This window comes from Larkinella bovis (assembly GCF_042655385.1).
Taxonomy (GTDB): Bacteria; Bacteroidota; Bacteroidia; order Cytophagales; family Spirosomataceae; genus Larkinella; species Larkinella bovis.
On record NZ_JBHSMA010000004.1, the window covers coordinates 20,968 to 42,128 of the forward strand.

Genomic DNA, 21,161 nt, shown 5'->3' on the forward strand with positions numbered 1-21,161 from the left:
TACTGCATGATGTGAAAGCGTTATTCGAAAAAATCGAGCTGGGCGATCATACCTCGCTGCGGGTCATTCACCTGGAATTACCCTATTTTGAAGCACCCTGGCATTTTCATCCCGAATACGAACTGACCTATATTGTCCGGAGTCACGGCAAACGATTTGTCGGTGATCATGTCGAACCGTTCGAGGCCGGTGATCTGGTGCTGCTGGGTCCGGATTTACCGCATTTCTGGCGCAACGACGATGAGTATTACCAGCCTGATTCGGGCCAAATTGCCGAAGCCATCGTGATTCAGTTTGCCAAAACCCTCGGTGAGACCCTGCTCCCGCAACTTCCCGAAACCCGTCCGCTTTCCGCCCTGCTCAACCGCGCCCGCTACGGGTTACGGTTCAGCCCGCAGAAAGTGACCGGGGTAAAAAAAGCACTGGAAAACCTGCTGCATTCCGACGGTCTGGAGCGGTTATTGCAACTGCTGGCGCTGCTGCAGCAACTGGCCGACGACCCCACGGCGATGATGCTCGCCAGCGACAATTATGAACTGAAAGCCAGCGAAGCCGAAACCGAGCGGATGAAACGGGTGCTGGACTATATGCTGGCGCATTTCCGGGAAGAAATCCGGGTCGATGCGATGGCCTCGGTAGCCGGCATGGCGCCGGCAGCTTTTTGCCGGTATTTCCGGAAGCGAACCCGCAAGTCGTTTATCGAATACCTGAACGAACTCCGGATCAGCCACGCCCGGAAACTGCTGGTACAGTCGGACCTGAGCATTAGCCAGATTGGATTCGAATGCGGTTTCAATAATATTTCGCATTTTCACCGGCAATTCAAGCTTCATAACGGCACGACGCCCCTGAAATATCAATCGCTTCAACATAATAAGTAGAAGAGAACGAGAATGCTGTTTTTCTCCGTACTTTTGTACTACTTACGGGCTCTGGTCCGTCGGTACTACAAATCGTTATCCCATTACTGATAGCTACTTGCTAACTATGTCGACTACAGCCACCTCTGTTGCCCGCGATACGCAGATTTTTGAGCTCATCGCCCGAGAGCAGCACCGTCAGGAGTCCGGTCTTGAACTGATTGCTTCCGAAAACTTTGTTTCTAAACAGGTCATGGAAGCCGCCGGAACCGTCTTAACGAATAAATACGCCGAGGGCTTGCCCGGCAAACGGTATTACGGAGGATGTGAGGTAGTGGACGAGATCGAACAAATTGCCATCGACCGCGTCAAGGAGCTGTTTGGAGCTTCCTGGGCCAACGTACAGCCGCACTCGGGGGCGCAGGCCAACATGGCGGTTTTTCTGGCCTGTCTGAAACCGGGTGACACCATCCTGGGCTTCGACCTCTCGCACGGCGGCCACCTCTCGCACGGTTCACCGGTGAACATTTCCGGGAAGTATTTCCGGCCCACGTTCTACGGCGTTGAAAAAGAAACCGGGGTGATCAACTACGACACGGTGGAAGAAACCGCCCGGCGCGAACGGCCGAAACTGATGATCTGTGGCGCATCGGCCTACAGCCGCGATTGGGATTACGTCCGGTTGCGGGCCATCGCCGATTCGGTCGGGGCGCTGCTGCTGGCCGACATTTCGCACCCGGCGGGTCTGATTGCCAAAGGTTTACTGAACGATCCGATGGATCATTGCCATATTGTGACGACAACGACGCACAAAACGCTGCGCGGCCCCCGGGGTGGCATGATCATGCTGCGGAACGATTTTGAAAACCCGTTCGGCCTCAAAACACCGAAGGGTGATCTGCGGATGATGTCGTCGCTGCTCGACTCGGGCGTGTTCCCCGGTACGCAGGGCGGTCCGCTGGAGCACATCATTGCGGCCAAAGCCGTAGCGTTCGGCGAAGCGCTGTCGGATGACTTCGGCGACTATGCCAACCAGATTCAGAAAAACGCCCAGGCCATGGCGGCAGCGTTCCTGGCGAAAGGCTACCAGATTATTTCGAACGGTACCGACAACCACCTGATGCTGATCGACCTGCGCTCAAAAGGCCTGTCCGGAAAACTGGCGGAAAACACGCTGATCAAAGCCGATATTACCATCAACAAAAACATGGTTCCGTTCGACGACAAATCGCCGATGGTGACGTCAGGCATGCGGGTCGGTACGGCGGCCGTCACGACGCGCGGCATGAAAGAATCCGATATGGAGCAGATCGTCGTATATATCGACGAAGTGTTGATGAACCACGATAACGAAGCCAAAATCCAGATCGTGAAAGACGAAATCAATACCTGGATGAAAGCGTTTCCATTGTATAATTAATTGCGAATGAGCGATGGAGCGATGAAGTGAATGGCTGACCGTAATCAGACGCGGAATCTTCAGCTCCAATTCACGTCATCGTTCCATCACTCATTCACTCATTCAAAAGTTAAATGAAGCCCATAGACCAAGAGTTTGATAGCGAGAGCGAGATTGAGGATGGGACCGAAATGACGTTCCTGGAGCATTTGGAAGAGCTTCGGTGGCACCTTGTCCGGGCCATTGCGTCCATTGCCGTGTTTGCGATTCTTGCTTTCATTTACATTCGTGAGATTTACGACTTGGTAATTTTGGGGCCGTCAAGCCCCGATTTCTGGACGTACCGGATGATGTGTAAGCTGTCCGAAAAGACAGGATTTGCCGATTTATGTGTGGATAAAATCAACTTTACGCTCCAGAGTCGTGAAGTAGGCGGTCAGTTTACCATGGGATTAACGGCTTCACTCATGATTGGTCTGTTGTTTGCTTTTCCCTACGCCTTTTGGGAACTGTGGCGCTTCATTATGCCCGGTTTACGCCCGTCGGAGCGCCGGGCCGCCCGGGGTGCCGTCTTTTTTGTAACCACCCTGTTTTTTGCGGGGGTTCTTTTTGGCTACTACATTGTTTCCCCGCTGGCGCTTAACTTTCTGGCTAATTTTCAGCTCGATCCGCGGATTGTCAACGAATTCGATATTACGTCCTATATCTCCACGCTGGCCACGCTGACGCTGGGCTGTGGTCTGACGTTCCAAATGCCCATTGCCGCTTTTGTTTTATCAAAAATCGGGATGCTGACTCCCCAGTTTATGCGATCTTACCGGCGGCATGCACTGGTGGTTATCCTGATCGTGGCCGCTGTGATTACGCCCTCGCCGGATATTTACAGTCAAATTCTGGTAGCGATCCCGCTGGCCCTCCTGTATGAAGTCAGTATCTGGGTGTCGGGCTACGTCCAGCGGTTACGGCTGAAAGAGGAACAGGCGTTGATGAAAAACGACGGCTACGAAGACTAACGGCCGCCGGGCCGTGGGTTAGAATTTGCCGGTGATCCCCAGGCGGGCCATGGCCACACCAAGGCCCATCTCGGCAAAACCGCCTATTTTTTTACTGAAGTGGTAAAAACCGCCAACGTGAAAGCCGGGGAAAAAACCGCGGGGACGGGGAATGAAATACCCGTTCTGGTCCACCTGATGCCGGTAGAGCCAACTGCGGGTCCCGGCGGAGAGGCCCGCGTACGGGTCAAATTTGCGGTCGCCAAGGGCTAATAAACCGCCTAAATGATACGACCCCCGGACGCCAATGCTCACAAACTGCGACTTCCACTGCCGGTTTCCGACTTTGGTGCCAAACAAGGCGTAATCCAGGAAACCGCCCGCGCTGATCTGATCCGTTACCCCCAGCTCAAAGGACGCGCCCTCGCGCACCCCGCCCAGCGAATACGTTTGCAGCCCCAGCCCCAAACTGATCATTTTATCAATTTTTCGGGCGGCCTGCGAAAAACCGGGGGTGGTCGTGAAAACCAGCAGCGCTATGTAGAGTAGTCGTTTCGTCACAACGTACTGATCATTACCTATTGTTTACTGTTTCGGAAGAGGTTATTGGCGGCCTATCTGGCACGAGGCTGCAAAAGTGATAACCGAACCACGCAAATCCAATGGCAACTGGAATCAACTGAGAAATCCGGAAACTGAAGCGTGCAAAACCGGCCCTAAGTGGTCATGCGGTTGCTCTCCTACAACGGAGGATTCGGAATAAAATTTTATTCCGGTGAAGAGATCCAGGACTCCATTTAGGCAAGGGCCGTACTACGTATCATCCACAAAATCCGTTACTTGCCGTTTTGAAAAAGCCCATGACATAAAACAAAGCCCCGGTAAGCACCGGGGCCTGTAATTCTAACCTTTTTATCTATATACTGAAGATACGCAGTATACGAAAAAAGTGTTGCATAAAATATATGAGTTAACGCTCATCGGTATTTTTGTTATTTAAAGCCATCATTTTCAACTACTTCCTTCGAACAAATGAGAAACTCCTACGCTTTGATTGCTCTGGTTCTGATCGCGCTTTCGCTGGTTGAATGTAAAACCGGCCGTTCGGTAGCCGGAAAATCGACGCCGGTAATCAGTGCCTCGGTCGAAACCGAAAACTGGCTTTCGTGCTGTGATTTCGGCACGAAAATGCCCGATGGCAAACCGTTCTGGTGCGAAACGTCGGCGGTTTTGTTCGAGAACGGGACAGTTTTTCTCGCCAACGACAAAGACATGCCTGCGGGTCAGAGCCCGGTTTTTACCAAACCCTGGAACCGCCTGGCCGACACCACCGTTCGGCCCACACCCCTGCTGGCGGAGGCCTTTCGGAACAACCGGAAATACGAAGATTTTGCGACCAACGGCGACTATATTTTCCTAACCACGGGCTTCGATCGCGTCAAACCGGGCTCGACCGACTGGGATAATTACAACACGATTCTGTACTGGAAAAAGGGCGATGAAGCCCATCCGCAGGTGCTGGCTCCCGAACCGGGTGCGAAAAACTCCGTTGCCTTCCGGCAGCAACTCAGTCAGGTGCTCTCGCAAAACCGCCCCGATTTCCCCGATGGGATGCCGTATTTCAAAGTGGAAGGGCTGGCGGTGATGGATTCGCTCTTGCTATTCGGGATTCGGGAAGAAGGAAAAAGTTACGAAAAAGGAAATTTTGCCTACCGCGTCCGGGTGGTGGCCGTGCCGTTTTTCGCCGAAAAGACCGCCGAAGGTGAGCGATTACGGCTAAAAGACAAGTGGCGCGTGGTGGCCGATTTCGACCCTAAAACCGTAGCTGAACTACCCCAGCCGCTGGCGTTGTCCAGCATCGAGTACGACCGCCGACGGAATCTGTTCTGGGTTCTTACCTCCATCGAAACCGAAACCAGCCAGTTGGATGCCTACCTGTGGACAGCCACGCCCAGCCAGCTTCTCAACAACCAGCCGCTAACACTGGTGCGCGATGCGGCCGGCCAACCGATTCATTTTAACCACAAAGCCGAAGACCTCACCTTCCCCGACGCCAGCCACCTGCTGGTGATCCACGACGATGATACCACGCCAACGACAGTAGGAACTACCACCCGGCAACCCAACCAGGCCGCATTTACTATCCTGAAGATCAACTAATCACGCTCATCAAACCAGGTCTAACGGCTACAGCCCATAGTTCAACCTGCGGGGGTGCTACCAGTACGCTCCTCACAATTTTAGCCGCTCGGCCCGCACGGGTTCCCCCCAGAACAAACCGGCTTTCTGCGCAAACTCGTCCGCCGAATCGGTCGTGTAAAACCGCAAGGTACCGCCTTTGGTGCACTGGGCGTCGATTTCCGGATGGCGGTGCAGGTACTCCTGCAAACTGTTGGCAACGATTTCGCCCTGGCTCAGGATGGTGAGGTTGTCCGGCAGGAATTGCCGGATTTTGGGCAGCAGCAGCGGATAGTGCGTGCAAGCCAGTAAAACCGTGTCGATGGCGGGCGACTGGCTGAGCAGCTGGTCGAGGTGTTTCCGGACAAAATAGTCCGCGCCGGGACTGTTGTGTTCGCCGTTTTCGACCAGCGGCACCCACATCGGGCACGCTTCCTGGTAGACGTGCAGTTCCGGGAAAAACTTCTCGATTTCGACCGGGTACGATTCCGAGGTGACCGTGCCGCGCGTCGCCAGAATGCCGACATGGCCGGTTTTCGAATAAGTGCCGATCACCTCCGTTGTGGGCCGGATGACACCCAACACCCGCCGGTCAGGCGCGATCGTCGGCAGATCCAACTGCTGGATATTCCGTAAGGCTTTGGCCGAAGCCGTGTTACAGGCCAGAATAACCAGACGGCAGCCCAGCCCAAACAGGTGTTGAACGCACTCGAGCGTATAGTGGTAAACCGTTTCGAACGAGCGCGTTCCGTAGGGCGTACGGGCGTTGTCGCCCAGGTAGACGTAATCATACTGCGGCAGTTGCCGAACAATGGATTTCAGGACCGTCAGGCCGCCGTAACCCGAGTCGAACACGCCAATGGGTTGAGTCGATGACATGCCGTAAAGATACGGCTTTTGTCACTTTTTCAGATTGGTATCGGGGCTGGCAGCCGCCGTGGCTGCTTTTTGTTTGGCTTCCTCCTTCGCCCGGCGCCGGAAAAAACCGCGGAACAGGAAATTGTGTTGCAGGGCTTCCATGTTCTCGTCCAGTTTCTGGCTGCTGGTTTCCAGGTTATGAATCGTGCTTTTCAGGTCGCGGTTTACCACCTCGTCGTTCAGCAGCGAACCGATGGCGTTGTTGCTGCTGTTAAGTTTCTCCGTCGCCTTTTTCACATTATCCGTGGCTTCACTCGCCGTATTGGACACATCCCGCAGCCGGGCCGTAGACGCGCGCAAATCCCTGACAATCAGCGTGTCCGACACCAGGTCATTCGCTAACGTGCCTTTCATGTTGAGCTTGGCCGCAAACTGGTTCAACGAACCGGACGCGGTGCTCAGCGATTTGGTAACCTGTGCTGCGCTGCTCGAAGCCGCCTGTAAATTGGCCATTGTATTTTTAAACCGGTTGGACAGGGTCGAATCCCGCAAAACCGCCCCGGCAACGCCTTTTCCTTTCAGAACTTCGTCCAGAATCTTTTTGGCATCGGTCGTCACCCGCAGCAGGTTGTTGTTGTTTTCCTGCAAGGTCGCCATGATTTCATCGGTGTTCAGCGACGCCTTGGCGTGCAGGATATCGCCATCCTCCACGGTTTCGGCCTTGGTGCTACCGCCTACGATTTCCACGATTTTGTTCCCGATCAAACCGTCCGTGCTCAGGGCCGCCAGCGCATCTTTGCGGATATACTGCTGGGACGACTCTTCAATATTCATCGTTACTTCGACCTGCGAGTTCCCGTAAAACTGAATCTTGCGAACCGTTCCGATTTTCACGCCGGAAAACCAGACGTTGGCCCCGGCCTGTAAACCGCCTACATTATCGAAAATGGCATTCACGCGGATGCTTTTGACAAACCGTTTCTGTTGTCCGCCCAGCACCATAATACCGGTTACCAGAATGACGATTCCGATCAGGACAAAAATACCGACGGAAACCGCCCGCTTATTCTCTGCTGCTTTCATTGTGTATCTTGTTAGGTATGGAAGGTACTCCCAAAATGCTTACTAAAGTTTAAGGTCTATCGTTCATAGCTTAACCGACAACATACTGTCTATCAAACCTTAACAAAAGAACTAAAACACTATCACTCCTTAATCCACAAAGTTGTATTCATAAAACTGTTTTACGCGTTCATCGTTTGGATCGTCGAAAACTTCTTCGAACGTCCCCTGTTTTTCAAACCGGCCGTCGAGCAGCATCGCAATCCGGTCACCGACGGTTTTGGCGCAGGTCAGATCGTGCGTAATGATGATCGAGGACGTGTTATGCCGTTCCTGCACCTCGTTAATGAGGTTGTTGATTTCGTTGGACGTAATCGGGTCCAGACCGGCAGTAGGTTCGTCGTAGAGCATGATTTCCGGTTTCAGGATCAGCGTCCGGGCAATGCCGATCCGCTTCCGCTGACCACCCGACAGTTCCGACGGCATCTGGTTGATGGTCTGGCTCAGGCCCACGTCTTCCAGGGCTTCTTCCACGGCTTTGTTGATGTCGGCGCGGCTGAGGTTCCGGACGTTGCGGATAAGCGGAAACTCCAGATTCTCCCGAACGGTCATGCTGTCGTAGAGGGCACTGCTCTGAAACGAAAAACCGATCTTCAGCCGCAGGGCATCCAGCTCTTTGTTGTTCAGCTTTCGAACATCCTGCCCCAGCACCACCACCGAACCGTGGTCTGGTTCGAGCAAACCGGAAATGATTTTGATTAAAACCGACTTTCCCGTTCCCGACCGGCCCAGCACGACCAGGTTTTCGCCCTGGTATAGATCCAGGTCAACACCCCGCAACACGTGCAGGTCGCCAAAGGAGATTTTCAGGTTCCGGATTTCGATGACGGTTTCGTTCCGGCGTTGTTCCGTTTTTTTCGTCGTCATGGATCAGGCAGAACGGATGGCGTTGATGATTTGCAGAGCCAGAAGTTCTTCGATAAAAACGAGGAACATCGAGGTAACGACAGACGAGTTGGCCGCTTTGCCGACGCCTTCGGTGCCTTTGGACGAATGGTAGCCTTTGTATGAGCCCACCACGCCGATCGTAAAACCAAAAACGATCGATTTAATCACCGTCGAATTAATGTCCAGGAACGTAATCGAACTGAAAAAAGACTCGATAAACGACATAAAACTCGTTTTTTCGTTCTGGGCGACGTTAACGTACGATCCCAGCACCCCCAGACAGACGAAGAACATCGCCAGCGTCGGAATCATGAATGTTGTTGCGACGACCCGGCTGACAACCAGGAACTTGAACGGATTCGTTCCGGAAACCTCCATAGCTTCGATCTGCTCGGTGACGCGCATGGAGCCCAGTTCGGCCCCGATATTGGAACCCACCCGGCCGGCGGCAATCAGAGCCGTGACGAGCGGAGCCAGCGCCCGAACCAGCGCAATGGAAATCAGCGACGGGAGCCAGGAGGTGGCGCCGAATGTCGCCAGCGACGGGCGCGACTGGTTCGTGAATACGATGCCCGTAATAAAACCCGTCAGCGATATCAACGGCAGCGAGCGAACGCCCACTTCGTAACATTGCCGGATGATTTCCTTCCCTTCATAGGGTGGCACAAAAACTTCTTTGAAGAACTGCGCGATAAACGATGCGACATCGCTTAGCGCCAGAAACATACGGTCGAGCCGCCGGGATACAACCGGTTTGGCCGACGAATCACTTTTGGACGGGGTTGTGCTAGCTTGCATCAGTAATGGTCAGTGGAATCAGGCAAACGGTTTTTGGGATACGGTTTACGGTTTGTCGTCGGATTACACCGTTCCTGATCGCTCTTTCGGCGGCATAAACCGTATTCCAAAACCGTAAACAACACCCTATAAACTGGTTTTAAGGATACAAGGTTAGATTTTGTTAGATTTGGAATTCGAAAATCATGAAATACCTGCGCATTTTCTTCAAAATCCTGTTGGGCCTGGTCGGTTTTATCCTGCTATTTCTGGCCGTTAGCGTGGCCCCGGTCAATGACACCCCTTACCGTGAAACCGACTATTATACGCAAACCCGCCAACGACTTGCCCAGCTGGCAGCTCCGCCCCGGCCCCAAACCGGTTTGCGGGCCGGATGGGCCAAAGTCAACCTCACGCCCTCGTTCACGACGCCCACGGGTGGCTACGGTGCCCGCAAAGGCGAACATTGGAAAATCGTCAGTGATTCCATCTATGTCCGGACCCTGCTCCTGACCAACGGCAGTACAAAAGTGGCAATTGTAGCGCTGGATTTACTGATTACCCCCCCCACCGTAACAGAACAACTCAAAAAAAGATTGCCGGAAATCGGTTTCCGGTGGGAGAATTTGTTTACGGGGGCCATTCACAGCCACAACAGCCTGGGAGGCTGGGCGCCGGGGCTGGCCGGCGAATTGTTTGCGGGCGAGTTTGACCAGCGGGTGGTCGATCACATCACGAACGCCATTCTGCAATCGATTACCCTGGCCCAGCGGCAACTGGCCCCGGCCGAAGTCGGTTTTTCGCAGGTTCCGGCGGCTGACCTGGTTTACAACCGAATGAACAAGGAGGGCCGGGTAGACGGGGATATCCGGCTTTTGAAACTCCGGAAAAAAACCGGCGAGTCGGCCCTACTCTGTACGTACGGGGGGCACGCGACCATTTTCCGGGCGCTGGCCGACGCAAAATATTTAAGCCGCGATTATCCGGGGGAGCTCGTCGATGAACTGGAAAAAGAATCCGGCAGTTTTGTGGCTTTCATGGCCGGATCGGTGGGCAGCACCGGCTCAAAAACGGCGGAAAATCCCGATATTTTTACAACCATCCACACCTACGCCGACAGTCTGGAAAACCGCATCGAACCGGCGCTGGCGCGTCTGACCACAAAACCGGATAGTACCCTGGAACTACTGACGCTGCCACTGGAATTGCGCGAGCCCCACGCCCGCGTCATCGACGGCTGGCGGGTGCGCCCCTGGTTGTTTCGTGCCGCCTACGGCGATTATCCGTCCGACCTGAAAGCGCTGCGCATCGGTCAGACGGTTTTGCTCGGAACCCCCTGCGATTTTTCGGGCGAACTGGTGGCCGACCTTGAAAGCCAGGCTCGGCAAAAGGGCCTGAACCTGATGGTAACCAGCTTCAACGGCGGCTATATTGGCTACATTACCCCCGATCAATATTACCACAAACAAGCCTACGAGACGATGACCATGAACTGGTTCGGGCCGGAGAACGGTGCGTATTTCGTGGAATTAATGAAGGGTTTGCTGGCGCGTCTGTAAACAAACCTAGGGCAGTTTTTCCCACCAGTGCGCTTCCGGAATGGAGCCGCCTAACACGAACACTTCGCCAATCTGCGGGGTAGCCACTTTGGTGCCCAGTTCCGCCGAACGTTTGAGCAATCGCTGGATGGGGTCGCGCCAGGTGTGCAGGGCCAGGTTGAATTTTCCCCAGTGAATCGGAATCAGCAAGTCGGCTTTGACGTCCAGCTGGGCCTGGGCGGTTTGCTCGGGCATCATGTGAATATCGATCCAGTCTTCGTTATAGGCACCGCATTCCAGCAGGGCCACATCGAACGGGCCGTATTGCTCGCCCACGGTTTTCAGACCCGGATAATACCCCGTGTCTCCGCCGTAATACACCCGTTTCTGCGTTCCCAGCAAGGCCCACGAACACCAGAGCGTGCCGTTGCGGTTGGTGAGTCCACGGCCGGAGAAGTGCCGGGCGGGGGCGCAAACTAGCGTCAGATCGCCCAGTTTGGCCGATTCGTGCCAGTCCAGTTCGGTGATCTGCTCCGGCGCAATGCCCCATTTTTCTAGGTGAGCGCCCACGCCCAACGGGACAAAAAACCGCCCCACCCTGCCTTTTAGCTTCGTAAACGTTTCGTAATCCAGGTGATCGTAATGATCGTGCGACATCACAACTGCGTCCACGTGCGGCAATCCATCCACATCCATGTACCGATCGTAGGGAAACCGCTTCGGGCCACTAAACGACACCATCGACACCCGTTCGCCAAAAACCGGATCGGTCAGCAATGTTTTGCCCTGAATCCGGATCAGCAATGATGAATGTCCAAACCAGCTGATGGCCACCTGATCCGGGCCACCGTTGCCTTCAAAAACCGCAGCGTCAAACGGGACGGTTTGAATGGTATCGGCGGGTTCAGCACCCGGTACACCCGTGAGCATTTTCCAGGTTGCCGGAATTATTTTACTCAAGGACAGATCCAGACTGGTCGGTACCAGATTCTGGAACGTACCATCTTTATAATTCGGTGAAGCCTGGATGCGTTTCAGACGCTCGCCGGTAGCGCTTGCCCCAAATTGCGGAGCCCAATTCACAAAGACAACAACGGACAGGATCAGGACAACCAGGAAGCTAACGAGAACGAGGGCCATTCTTTTAAGTACTTTTCTCATGGAGTGGGTATTGCGCCAAAAACGGCTCCCCGTCACAACACCCTGGTCCTCTGCCAAGTTCCTTACCGAACGCGGTTAAAGACGAACAGATCGGCAAACACCCATTTGCCCCCCTCCTGTCTGCCGCGCTGGATGACCAACTGATGGTCCGAACGTTTTTCGTAAATGATCCGGACCTGGCCGTCTGATTTTTCAAACAACGCCTGATTCTTCTTCGCTTCGATGAATGAATAGCGGTCCGAAACGTCTTTTTCTTCCGATCCGATCAGCCCCGGTTTAAAGTGTTTGACGAGCACAATCGGGCCTTTTTCGGTTTGTTCGAAAATCAGCATTTCGTACATCGTTACTTTGTTGTCCTTCATCATACGCATAAAACCGGGCAGGTTGTCGCCCTCGGGGGCGGCCCAGGCCGCATCGATCGGTCCACCGTTGAACGTACCCCGCCAGCGGCCTTCCATAAAACTCACATCGGCCAGGCTCCCTTTGGATTGAGCCCGCACGGCCGGATGCAACAGGGTGCAGAAAGCGATAAGGATGAAAAGGGAGGCCACACGACGCATCGCGTCGAAACGAAAGGAGGTAAAAAGGTTCATAGGGCATAATTTTATCGGACAGCAAGATATCTGGATTTGACGAAAAAAGACGTGCGGATTCCGAAAAAAGACCGTACGGCTCTCGTTTGATCATGGGTTCATGGCAACGCCTTTGCGGATCCGCTCATTTCATTTGTTTTTTTGCCAACCCCTGTCCACCTTGCCCGCTGAAGCCACTACCCTTCCGAATTCGCATGATGCAAACCCATACCAGTCCGCATCCGTTCCGCCGGTGGATCGCCGGATTCCTCTGCGTTTTTTCCCTGGCAACGCTCCCCGCTCCGGCCCAATCGCTGCAACCCGGCCCGCACGACATGCGGTTTACCCACTTGCCCACCCGTTGGGATGAAGCCCTGCCGCTCGGAAACGGGATGCTCGGCACTTTGATCTGGCAGAAAGATGGCCAGCTGCGGTTTTCGCTGGACCGGGCCGACCTGTGGGATTTACGCCCGATGAAGGGCCTCGACCGACCCGAATTCAGCTACCGCTGGGTGCAGGAGCAGGTTCGAAAAAAGGAGTATAAAATTGTTCAGGAATATTTCGATAAACCGTACGACCAGGAACCGGGGCCGACCAAGATTCCCGGGGCCGCGCTGGAATTCAACACCAAACCGTGGGGAAGCGTCCAGTCCGCGCGGTTAGTGATCCGGGATGCGGTGGCGGAAGTAAAATGGCAGAACGGAACGGTTTTGTACGCTTTCGTCCACGCGACCGAGCCGGTGGGCTGGTTTCGGTTCGAGCAACTTCCCAAAAAATTCGCGCTTGAACTCCTGCCGCCCGCTTACGGAAAACCCATTCAGGGGAAGGCCGAAAATACCGTGGTCGATGGCGATGATCTGGTGCGGCTGGGCTACCGTCAGGGCGACGTGGTCCGGCAAAAAAACAAAATTACGTACCACCAGGAAGGCTGGGGCGGTTTTTCGTATACCGTAACGATTCAATGGACCCGGAAAAACGATACCGTAGAAGGAACCTGGACCATTACGTCCGAGTATCCCGAGAAAAAGAAAACCCTCGTTCCGATCCGTCCGGTGGGCCGAACGTATGCCGATGATCTGGCGTCGCACCGTACCTGGTGGCAACGGTTCTGGGCTAAATCGTCGGTCCAGGTGCCCGACTCGCTACTGCTGAAACAGTGGTTTCTGGAGACTTACAAGTTCGGCGCTACGGCCCGGGCCGATGCCCCCCCGATTTCGTTGCAGGCCGTCTGGACGGCCGACAACGGTCGGATTCCGCCCTGGAAAGGTGATTATCACCACGATCTGAATACGCAACTGAGTTACTGGCCCAGCTATAGCGGCAACCATCTGGACGAAAGCATCGGGTACATCAACCACCTGGAAGAAAACCGGCCGGTTTACCGGGATTATACCAACCGCTATTTTGGCACCGAGGGCCTGGCAGTCCCCGGCGTTACGACGCTGACGGGCAAGGAAATGGGTGGCTGGATTCAGTATTCGCTTTCGCCCACGGTTTCGGCCTGGCTGGCCCACCATTATTATTTACACTGGCAATACAGTCAGGATCAGCAGTTTCTCCGGCAAAAAGCGTATCCGTGGCTGAAAGACGTCGCTCAGCATTTAGAGCAACTAACTGTTTTGGACGAAAGCGGGAAACGCAAATTACCCATCAGTTCCAGTCCGGAAATTAAGAACAACAGCCTCGAAGCCTGGTTTTCGACTAACACCAATTACGATCTGGCACTGATGAAGTTTGTGTTCAAGGCCGCAGCGGAGCTGGCGACGGTTTTGGGTCTCCAAACCGATGCCCGCCATTGGGAAACGGTTCAGAAGCAGTGGGGCGATTTTGCCCTGAGTGATCAAAAAGAACTCATGTTTGCTGCCGGTTTGCCGTACAATGAATCGCACCGTCATTTTTCACACCTGATGGCCATTCATCCGCTGGGGCTGATTCGCTGGGAAGATGGCGAAGCTTCGCAGCAGATTATCCGTAATTCACTGGCCCTGCTCGACCGCGTCGGGCCCGACTGGTGGTGCGGGTATTCCTACGCCTGGCTGGGTAATCTGAAAGCCCGGGCCAAAGACGGAACGGGTGCCGCCGACGCCCTGCGCACCTTTGCGTCCGCCTTCTGCTCCGTCAACTCGTTTCACCTCAACGGCGACCAGACCAAGTCCGGCAAGTCGAAATTTACGTACCGGCCGTTTACGCTGGAAGGTAATTTTGCCTTTGCCGCCGGTTTGCAGGAAATGCTGATCCAGAGCTACGCCGGTTTCATCGAGATCTTTCCGGCCATTCCGGCCCAGTGGAACGAGGCTGGTTTTACGGATTTACGAACGCAGGGGGCTTTTTTGGTCAGCGCTCAAAAACAGAACGGCCAGGTCCGCGACGTGACCATCAAATCGGAAAAAGGCGGAACAACCCGCCTGAAAGTACCTTTCCCGTCGTACGTTGTCAAAACGGCAAACCGGGCGAGTATCGAACCCGCCGAAGCCGGTTTAGTTACGCTAACCCTCCAACCGGGTGGTCAGGTCGTTTTGCAGGCCCGGTAAGGCATTAAGGCCCGGACGAAACCCATTGGCCCGATGATCCGGGAAGTGATCCGTTTTCGTCTTTGTCAATTGTCTTTCCGGCGGGTGGTATCCCGCTTTTCCAGCGTGGCACCAATGCCAAAGGCATTCGGCTCGCTCGGCGGCACAACGCGGATTTTGCGTCTGCCCCGGTTTTCGCGCGGGTTGATCACCGTGCCGGGCGTTGACAGAGGCTCGGCTGCCGGACTGGTCAGGGGCGCACTGTTCGAAGGGGTCACCACGGGCGCAATGGTTGTGGGCCGTTGCGGATTGACCTGCCGGGTCGTGTCCGTCTGACCCCGGCAAACCGCAGCCGAAAAACTGAAAACGAGAAAACACAAAACCGTCCGCATACCCAAAAGATCGTTTTTCAATGAAACGAAATGCGGTGGCTTTTGTTAGAACCAACAGTGTGATCCGGCGGGAAACCGCTACGCACATTCATACCCCAAACTCCCTGTCTACTATGAAATATAACCTCCTTGGAAACACCGGCTTACTAGTTTCCGAGCTTTGTCTTGGTACCATGACCTTCGGCGGAAGCGGCAGTGGGATGTGGGCCACGATTGGCAAACTGGGCCAGGAACCGGTGGACGCTTTACTGAAACGTTCGGTGGATGCCGGCATTAATTTCATCGATACCGCGAATGTGTACGCCGAGGGCGTATCGGAACAGCTAACCGGACAGGCCATCAAAAACCTGGGGCTCAAGCGCGACGACCTGGTACTGGCCACCAAAGTCCGGGGCAAAATGGGCGAAGGGCCCAACCAGATCGGCCTCAGCCGGAAACACATGCTGCAGCAGGTCGACGAAAGCCTGAAACGACTCCAGACCGACTATATCGATCTGTACCAGATTCACGGTTTTGATTTTCTGACGCCCCTGGAAGAAACCCTCCGCGCCCTCGATGACCTGGTGCGCAGCGGCAAGGTACGCTACATCGGTTGCAGCAACCTGGCCGCCTGGCAGCTGATGAAAGCTCTGGCCTACTCGGAGCACAAGGATCTGGCGCGCTTCGTGTCATTGCAGGCGTATTACACCCTTGCGGGCCGCGATCTCGAACGCGAAATCGTGCCACTGCTGCTGGATCAGCAAGTGGGGCTGATGGTCTGGAGCCCGCTGGCGGGCGGTTTTTTGAGCGGCAAATACGGTCGCAACCGCCAACCGGACGACGCCCGGCGGGCTACGTTTGATTTTCCGCCGGTCGACAAGGAAAAAGCGTACGACATCATCGATGTGATGGAGTCTGTCGCGGCCGAAAAAAACATTTCGGTGGCTCAGATTGCCCTGGCCTGGCTACTGCACCAACCTGCCGTAACGACGGTGATTATCGGTGCCAAAAAACCGGAACAACTCGAAGACAACCTGAAAGCCGTTGAGGTGGTGTTGAGCACCGACGAGCTGAAAAAATTGGATGACGTTAGTAAACTGCCACCCGAATACCCCGGCTGGATGATTGAGCGCCAGGCAAACGACCGGCGAAAATACATCCGGTAAAACTAAAAAAGGCCAGGAACAACCTGGCCTTTTTTATAGAGAAGGAATCGAAAGACATTTACTCCATTACCACCAGGCGGGTAGACGTTTCAACCGCTTGTGAGCCCAGGTTTACTTCTTTGCGGATGCTACCGTCTTTTGATCGCACTTCCAGTTCGTACGTTCCGTCGGCCAGTTCGGCAACATTCAGCTTCACGGCGTATTTCTGTTCTTTTTTGCCAACGAATTGCTCAAACAAAACCCGGTTTTTCTGGTCGCGCAAGACAACCGTCACCGGTTCGGCCGTTGTTTTTTCGACGGCGACCCGAATCTGGTTGGTAACCGTAACGTAGGCGCTGGCGTCGAACGAAAGGGATTTGGGAGCCGCAGCCGGATCAACCGATGGTGTGTTCAACAGGGCCGTACAGATCAGCGTATTTAAGAAAGTCATCATGGTATTTGTTGTTTAGTAGTATGTTGTTCGTTGATTAGTACCGTTGTTTACAGGTTCGCTTATGAATATGCCAACAGCGTGCCAATTTCATAATACCCTCATAATCAAGGCAACAAAAAATAACACCTACTTTATAAGTGTACGAAGTCGGACACCCGCTGTTCAGATGCGGACAAAAGTGTACGCCCGAAAACCGGACTGAAAAACTAGTTTGCGTTCGTTGTTATTCTTGTTTGTAAAACCATTAACTTTCCGGCCGATAATCCATCCAAGCGTCATTACCTAACGCCTATAAATGCTGTTCCTATGAAAAAAATCGTTGCCGGTCTGGCCATTTCTGTTGCCGTCCTAGGGTATTTACAAACCGCATCGGCCGCCATTCCTCTGTCTTTCGCCCCAGAAACCGCCCTCTACCAGATCAGTGCTGATTCAACGGCCCGATTGCTCGACCAGGCCGTAGCCGCCAATGCCAGGGGGGCCAAAGCCGAAACCGTAAAAGCCCTGCAGGCTGGCACCACGGCGCTCGAAGCCGAAGCCAAAAGCAGTTCGGGCAGCTTCAAAGACAAATTGCTGGGGCAGGTTGCTAACCTGAAAAAGCTGCTACCCCTGGCGCAAAGCGGTTTGCTGAAGGGGGATATCCTGCAAAAAGCTGTCAGTCTAGCCAAAACCGCACTGGGAGCCAGCCAGATCGAAAAGCTGATGGGCGGGGGCAACCTGATTTCGAAAGTCAGCGGGCTAACCAGCAACCTGAATCTGGTTAAAACCGGGCTTTCGGCCCTGGGCGGCAGCAGCGCCAGTTCCGGGAATTCGCTGGTCAATACCGCCCTGAGCGGCCTCTCCAAACTGGGCAAAGGCGGGGTTACGGCCAAAGCCGCCGAACCCGCCGTGAAAGGCCAGCTCGACAGCGTGCTCGGCTTTGTGAAAGGTATTTTGTAAGTAAAACCAGCCCATCAAAAAAGCCCGGTGCAGACGCCCCGGGCTTTTCCAGTTCAACTCTAACCCTTAAACACACACAAACGCTCTTTTAAATGCATACTGTAAGGAATATAATACATACGATGAAGGCGGCCTTTTCGCTTTCCGATTCACTCGGCCCTGTTCAGGGCGAACCCCTTAATTGATGGCAAAGGAATACCCAATCGACGCGCTCAGACCCCGATTCCGGATCGGCAACTGAAGGACGGGCAGATCGTACTGGCGTGAAAAACCGTGTTCATACCGCGCTTCGACAAAGAATTTGCCCGGACCCGCTTCGGCACTCAATCCAATTCCACCGATCGCGCTGAAATCCCAGCGGTTATAACTAATGGCATTCATATTCATGCTGACATCCATCGGTTTGCTCCGGAAAATTCCGCTCGTCCGGGTCCGGATACGCCCGTCGACCGCATAACCGGCGGCTGCACCGGCCAGCATGTACACCTGAACCGGCCCTTCATTCAGGTTGATTTTGGCCAGAACCGGCAGTTCAAGGTACCGCGTCTGGTACGATACCCGCGCTCCCAGCGGAATATTCCAGTTACCAATGGGGATATCGAACCCTTCGTCGATCACAAAACCTTTCTGGATATACGAAATTTCGGGGCGAATGCTCACCCGATCACTGACCGGAACTTCGAGAAACAACGCCCCCGTCGGACCCGGTGACAACCGGAAGGTGGGCGAGAAATTATCTAAAAACTCGGGTTTCGAAACCGCGCCCCAGTTAGCCCCCGCCCGAAAACCGACCTGAACCTGGGCCGATGCGGTTTGAATCAATAAAAAAGTCAGAGCGGCTATTCCGGCCAGTGTCAATCGTTTCATGATTAATAAAAAAATAGGTTGGTCGTTCGTTGCAAACCGGTCGATGAGGACCTGCCCCGGTTTGTTTTGTACGTTGACTCTTGGACATCGCCCAGCCGAAATGGATTAATGCCCCGCCCTTTTTATTGCTATTAATTTTATAATGCTGCCCTTTAATAGTACTTTTTACCGAAAACATTGTCTTACTGTTTTCGCTTTATTAACCCGTAGTATCCATTCACCGCTCCCGACTTTTTGAGGCATGAAGGTAAAACCGCCAACGCACTACAGCTTTTTACCAAAACCGCTGGACAAACTGGATTTTGTGGGTTTTTTCGAAAAAGATCCGTTCGGCAACTCACTGTTTATCAAACGTTTTCTGATGGCTGCCGTGGGATGGGTTACGTATTTTCGCTATACACTCTATAATACCCTAAGGATTGAAGGAACCGAACACCTGGAGAATCTGCCGGTTAATAATGTCATTTTCCTGTCCAACCACCAAACCTATTTTGCCGATGTGATTGCCTTTTTTCACATTTTCTGCAGTGTTAAATGGGGATTTCGGAACCGCATTGTGCCGCCGGTGTATTTGCTCTGGCCCCGCGCCCGGAGTTATTACGTAGCGGCCAGCGAAACGATGAAAGGGGGTTTGGTGCCCCGGATCTTTGCACTGGGCGGTGCCATTCAGGTCGAGCGATCCTGGCGGGCAAAGGGACAGGATGTGAAACGGGACGTTGATAATACGGCCAACGAGCGAATCGCGCTGGCGCTCGAACACGGTTGGGTCGTCAGTTTTCCGCAGGGGACAACCAGCCCTTACGCACCCATTCGCAAAGGCACGGCCCACATTCTGAAAAACACCCATCCTATTGTCATACCGGTAGTGATCAACGGCTTCCGGCGGGCGTTCGATAAAAAGGGCTTACGGCTAAAAAAACGGAATACGCAACTAAGCGTGCGGTTTAAACCGCCTTTGGAATACAGTGTTGACGAATCCGTCGAATCGCTGATCGACAAAGTACGGGAAGCCATCGAACAGGAACTTCCGAAAGAAAAAATGACGTGGCTCTAACGGCGCCACGGACATCAGTCCAGCATCCAGCGGAAAAGCAGGTAGAGCGTAAACGATAGCGTGACGGAAACCGGCAGCGTCATCACCCACGCGAGTGCAATGTTGCGAACCGTGCCACCCTGCAGGTTTTTGATCCCCTTGCTGGCCACCATACTCCCGGCAATCCCCGACGATAGCATGTGGGTGGTGCTGACCGGCGCTTTGTAAAGCGTCGCTAGGGCAATGGTGGTGGCCGCTACCAGTTCCGCCGAAGCACCCTGGGCGTAGGTTAAGTGCTGTTTCCCGATTTTCTCGCCAATCGTTACGACAATCCGCTTCCAGCCGACCATCGTTCCCAGACCCAACGAGAGAGCAATCATCAGAATAACCCAGAGTGGCGCGTAATCCGTAAACCGGCGCAAGCCGGTTTTTTCGCCCAGATTCGTCGTCAGGGTGCTGATGTCGGTGGCACTCAGGTCGACATCTTCGCTTTCAATAAGCTTTTTGATGTTATTATTGACCAGCAGCAGGTCCCGGCGGATTTGCAAACGCTCCTCAGCTTTGAACTTTCCGTTATCGAGTGGCAGGTTAATGACCCGCTGAAGATCCTCAATTTCGGCTTTCGTACCCGTTATCCGGCGTCGATCGGTGTCCGATAAACTGGTCGTGTCGATTTTTTGGACGATCTGCGAAATCTGCACCAGATTGCCCCGCATCGTCGTCGGGTCGATATTGTTGTTGATGGCGAAATAGGCGGGTGTAATCCCGATCAGAATCAGCATAACCAGCCCAACGCCTTTCTGTCCGTCGTTCGATCCGTGAAAAAAGCTCACCCCGGTACAGGTCAGGATCAGAATGGATCGAATCCAGGTCGGCGGGGGCGCGTTTTTCTTGGGTTCCTTAAACAGATCTTTGTTCCCCACGAGTTTCCGCAGCAGATACATCAGAATGATGGCGAGGCTAAAACCGATCAGGGGCGACAGCAGCAGTGCTTTCCCGATTTTTTCGGCTTCTTCCCAGTTGACACCCCCGCGTTCGCCGGCCGCGCCCATCGTCGAAAAAGCCAGCCCAACGCCCAGAATGGAACCAATCAGCGTGTGTGAACTGGAGCTGGGCAGGCCGAAATACCAGGTCCCCAGGTTCCAGATGATGGCACTGAAGAGTAACGCCAGCACCATGGCTATGCTATGGTAAACGTTCTGATCCACCAGCAATTCGACCGGTAAGAGATTGACAATTCCCATGGCCACCCCAATCCCACCGAGCAACACCCCCACAAAGTTGCAGATCCCCGACCAGACAACGGCAACATTGGGTTTCAGAGAATTGGTATAAATAACCGTTGCCACGGCGTTGGCGGTGTCGTGAAAACCATTGACAAATTCAAATGCGCAGGCAGCAAAGAGGCAAAGAGCGAGGAGGATAAAAATATCCGTTTCTAATCCGAACATGCAGATACAAGTCTGTGAGACTGAGCTTGGTCGCAGCGCTCAATCTATT

Annotated in this window: 20 protein-coding genes; 9 read left to right on the plus strand and 11 right to left on the minus strand. The window is 54.0% G+C overall.

The window, feature by feature from the left end; genetic code table 11:
• Positions 1-11: 11 nt before the first annotated feature.
• From ACFPMF_RS13925 to tatC, 3 genes are all read left to right on the plus strand, one after another.
• Positions 12-881 carry a helix-turn-helix domain-containing protein gene (locus ACFPMF_RS13925; RefSeq protein WP_379845945.1) on the plus strand — a complete coding sequence of 290 codons (870 nt, stop codon included), beginning with the start codon at positions 12-14 and terminating at the stop codon, positions 879-881.
• A 106-nt stretch (positions 882-987) separates the two neighbouring features.
• Entirely contained in the window at positions 988-2,280 is a 1,293-nt protein-coding gene (locus ACFPMF_RS13930) for a serine hydroxymethyltransferase (protein ID WP_379845947.1), read from the plus strand.
• A 113-nt stretch (positions 2,281-2,393) separates the two neighbouring features.
• The gene (tatC, locus tag ACFPMF_RS13935) at positions 2,394-3,272 is read left to right on the plus strand and encodes a twin-arginine translocase subunit TatC (RefSeq protein WP_379845950.1); all 879 of its coding nucleotides are present in this window, start codon (positions 2,394-2,396) and stop codon (positions 3,270-3,272) included.
• 18 nt (positions 3,273-3,290) lie between these two features.
• On the opposite strand, the gene ACFPMF_RS13940 is transcribed toward tatC, so the two are convergent.
• Positions 3,291-3,812 (minus strand): hypothetical protein, encoded by a 522-nt coding sequence (locus ACFPMF_RS13940; protein ID WP_379845952.1) that lies wholly within the window; start codon positions 3,810-3,812, stop codon positions 3,291-3,293.
• A gap of 471 nt (positions 3,813-4,283) precedes the next feature.
• On the opposite strand from ACFPMF_RS13940, the gene ACFPMF_RS13945 reads away from it, so the two are divergent.
• Positions 4,284-5,411 carry a hypothetical protein gene (locus ACFPMF_RS13945; protein WP_379845955.1) on the plus strand — a complete coding sequence of 376 codons (1,128 nt, stop codon included), beginning with the start codon at positions 4,284-4,286 and terminating at the stop codon, positions 5,409-5,411.
• A gap of 72 nt (positions 5,412-5,483) precedes the next feature.
• Here the strand turns inward: ACFPMF_RS13945 and murI are convergent, their stop codons facing one another.
• The 4 genes from murI to ACFPMF_RS13965 all read right to left on the minus strand — a co-directional run bounded on the left by murI (position 5,484) and on the right by ACFPMF_RS13965 (position 9,095).
• Positions 5,484-6,308 carry a glutamate racemase gene (gene murI, locus ACFPMF_RS13950; protein ID WP_379845957.1) on the minus strand — a complete coding sequence of 275 codons (825 nt, stop codon included), beginning with the start codon at positions 6,306-6,308 and terminating at the stop codon, positions 5,484-5,486.
• Positions 6,309-6,329: 21 nt separating this feature from the next.
• Positions 6,330-7,370, minus strand: coding sequence for an MlaD family protein (locus ACFPMF_RS13955; protein ID WP_379845960.1), 1,041 nt, complete (start codon positions 7,368-7,370; stop codon positions 6,330-6,332).
• A gap of 129 nt (positions 7,371-7,499) precedes the next feature.
• A complete protein-coding gene (locus tag ACFPMF_RS13960) occupies positions 7,500-8,276 on the minus strand; it encodes an ABC transporter ATP-binding protein (protein ID WP_379845963.1) in 777 nt (258 codons plus the stop codon).
• Between the two features lie 3 nt (positions 8,277-8,279).
• Positions 8,280-9,095: an MlaE family ABC transporter permease gene (locus ACFPMF_RS13965; RefSeq protein ID WP_379845965.1), complete on the minus strand. Its 816-nt coding sequence runs from the start codon at positions 9,093-9,095 to the stop codon at positions 8,280-8,282.
• A 185-nt stretch (positions 9,096-9,280) separates the two neighbouring features.
• Here ACFPMF_RS13965 and ACFPMF_RS13970 point away from each other — a divergent pair, with 185 nt between their 5' ends.
• Positions 9,281-10,633: a neutral/alkaline non-lysosomal ceramidase N-terminal domain-containing protein gene (locus ACFPMF_RS13970; RefSeq protein ID WP_379845967.1), complete on the plus strand. Its 1,353-nt coding sequence runs from the start codon at positions 9,281-9,283 to the stop codon at positions 10,631-10,633.
• Positions 10,634-10,639: 6 nt separating this feature from the next.
• On the opposite strand, the gene ACFPMF_RS13975 is transcribed toward ACFPMF_RS13970, so the two are convergent.
• Positions 10,640-11,773 (minus strand): MBL fold metallo-hydrolase, encoded by a 1,134-nt coding sequence (locus tag ACFPMF_RS13975; protein WP_379845970.1) that lies wholly within the window; start codon positions 11,771-11,773, stop codon positions 10,640-10,642.
• A 62-nt stretch (positions 11,774-11,835) separates the two neighbouring features.
• A complete protein-coding gene (locus ACFPMF_RS13980) occupies positions 11,836-12,366 on the minus strand; it encodes a DUF6265 family protein (protein WP_379845972.1) in 531 nt (176 codons plus the stop codon).
• A 194-nt stretch (positions 12,367-12,560) separates the two neighbouring features.
• Between ACFPMF_RS13980 and ACFPMF_RS13985 the strand changes: the two genes are divergently transcribed.
• On the plus strand, positions 12,561-14,876 hold the full coding sequence (locus ACFPMF_RS13985) for a glycosyl hydrolase family 95 catalytic domain-containing protein (RefSeq protein ID WP_379845974.1): 2,316 nt from the start codon (positions 12,561-12,563) through the stop codon (positions 14,874-14,876).
• Between the two features lie 65 nt (positions 14,877-14,941).
• Here the strand turns inward: ACFPMF_RS13985 and ACFPMF_RS13990 are convergent, their stop codons facing one another.
• The gene (locus ACFPMF_RS13990; RefSeq protein ID WP_379845976.1) at positions 14,942-15,268 is read right to left on the minus strand and encodes a hypothetical protein; all 327 of its coding nucleotides are present in this window, start codon (positions 15,266-15,268) and stop codon (positions 14,942-14,944) included.
• Between the two features lie 92 nt (positions 15,269-15,360).
• On the opposite strand from ACFPMF_RS13990, the gene ACFPMF_RS13995 reads away from it, so the two are divergent.
• Positions 15,361-16,392, plus strand: coding sequence for an aldo/keto reductase (locus ACFPMF_RS13995; protein ID WP_379845979.1), 1,032 nt, complete (start codon positions 15,361-15,363; stop codon positions 16,390-16,392).
• 58 nt (positions 16,393-16,450) lie between these two features.
• Here ACFPMF_RS13995 and ACFPMF_RS14000 read toward each other — a convergent pair whose 3' ends face one another.
• Positions 16,451-16,825: a hypothetical protein gene (locus ACFPMF_RS14000; protein WP_379845981.1), complete on the minus strand. Its 375-nt coding sequence runs from the start codon at positions 16,823-16,825 to the stop codon at positions 16,451-16,453.
• 306 nt (positions 16,826-17,131) lie between these two features.
• Here ACFPMF_RS14000 and ACFPMF_RS14005 point away from each other — a divergent pair, with 306 nt between their 5' ends.
• Positions 17,132-17,761, plus strand: coding sequence for a hypothetical protein (locus ACFPMF_RS14005; RefSeq protein ID WP_379845983.1), 630 nt, complete (start codon positions 17,132-17,134; stop codon positions 17,759-17,761).
• A gap of 177 nt (positions 17,762-17,938) precedes the next feature.
• On the opposite strand, the gene ACFPMF_RS14010 is transcribed toward ACFPMF_RS14005, so the two are convergent.
• On the minus strand, positions 17,939-18,628 hold the full coding sequence (locus ACFPMF_RS14010) for a porin family protein (RefSeq protein WP_379845986.1): 690 nt from the start codon (positions 18,626-18,628) through the stop codon (positions 17,939-17,941).
• A gap of 241 nt (positions 18,629-18,869) precedes the next feature.
• Between ACFPMF_RS14010 and ACFPMF_RS14015 the strand changes: the two genes are divergently transcribed.
• Entirely contained in the window at positions 18,870-19,682 is an 813-nt protein-coding gene (locus ACFPMF_RS14015) for a lysophospholipid acyltransferase family protein (protein WP_379845988.1), read from the plus strand.
• A gap of 14 nt (positions 19,683-19,696) precedes the next feature.
• On the opposite strand, the gene ACFPMF_RS14020 is transcribed toward ACFPMF_RS14015, so the two are convergent.
• Complete coding sequence (locus tag ACFPMF_RS14020; protein ID WP_379845991.1) at positions 19,697-21,112, minus strand: inorganic phosphate transporter; 1,416 nt, start codon at positions 21,110-21,112, stop codon at positions 19,697-19,699.
• Between the last annotated feature and the right edge of the window lie 49 nt (positions 21,113-21,161).

What these genes read in the sequence shown, in the direction of transcription:
- ACFPMF_RS13930 (WP_379845947.1), top strand. Translation starts at nt 988, where the DNA reads ATGTCGACTACAGCCACCTCTGTTGCCCGCGATACGCAGATTTTTGAG.
- tatC (WP_379845950.1), top strand. Translation starts at nt 2,394, where the DNA reads ATGAAGCCCATAGACCAAGAGTTTGATAGCGAGAGCGAGATTGAGGAT.
- ACFPMF_RS13945 (WP_379845955.1), top strand. Translation starts at nt 4,284, where the DNA reads ATGAGAAACTCCTACGCTTTGATTGCTCTGGTTCTGATCGCGCTTTCG.
- murI (WP_379845957.1), bottom strand. Translation starts at nt 6,308, where the DNA reads ATGTCATCGACTCAACCCATTGGCGTGTTCGACTCGGGTTACGGCGGC.
- ACFPMF_RS13955 (WP_379845960.1), bottom strand. Translation starts at nt 7,370, where the DNA reads ATGAAAGCAGCAGAGAATAAGCGGGCGGTTTCCGTCGGTATTTTTGTC.
- ACFPMF_RS13960 (WP_379845963.1), bottom strand. Translation starts at nt 8,276, where the DNA reads ATGACGACGAAAAAAACGGAACAACGCCGGAACGAAACCGTCATCGAA.
- ACFPMF_RS13965 (WP_379845965.1), bottom strand. Translation starts at nt 9,095, where the DNA reads ATGCAAGCTAGCACAACCCCGTCCAAAAGTGATTCGTCGGCCAAACCG.
- ACFPMF_RS13970 (WP_379845967.1), top strand. Translation starts at nt 9,281, where the DNA reads ATGAAATACCTGCGCATTTTCTTCAAAATCCTGTTGGGCCTGGTCGGT.
- ACFPMF_RS13975 (WP_379845970.1), bottom strand. Translation starts at nt 11,773, where the DNA reads ATGAGAAAAGTACTTAAAAGAATGGCCCTCGTTCTCGTTAGCTTCCTG.
- ACFPMF_RS13980 (WP_379845972.1), bottom strand. Translation starts at nt 12,366, where the DNA reads ATGAACCTTTTTACCTCCTTTCGTTTCGACGCGATGCGTCGTGTGGCC.
- ACFPMF_RS13985 (WP_379845974.1), top strand. Translation starts at nt 12,561, where the DNA reads ATGATGCAAACCCATACCAGTCCGCATCCGTTCCGCCGGTGGATCGCC.
- ACFPMF_RS13995 (WP_379845979.1), top strand. Translation starts at nt 15,361, where the DNA reads ATGAAATATAACCTCCTTGGAAACACCGGCTTACTAGTTTCCGAGCTT.
- ACFPMF_RS14000 (WP_379845981.1), bottom strand. Translation starts at nt 16,825, where the DNA reads ATGATGACTTTCTTAAATACGCTGATCTGTACGGCCCTGTTGAACACA.
- ACFPMF_RS14005 (WP_379845983.1), top strand. Translation starts at nt 17,132, where the DNA reads ATGAAAAAAATCGTTGCCGGTCTGGCCATTTCTGTTGCCGTCCTAGGG.
- ACFPMF_RS14010 (WP_379845986.1), bottom strand. Translation starts at nt 18,628, where the DNA reads ATGAAACGATTGACACTGGCCGGAATAGCCGCTCTGACTTTTTTATTG.
- ACFPMF_RS14015 (WP_379845988.1), top strand. Translation starts at nt 18,870, where the DNA reads ATGAAGGTAAAACCGCCAACGCACTACAGCTTTTTACCAAAACCGCTG.
- ACFPMF_RS14020 (WP_379845991.1), bottom strand. Translation starts at nt 21,112, where the DNA reads ATGTTCGGATTAGAAACGGATATTTTTATCCTCCTCGCTCTTTGCCTC.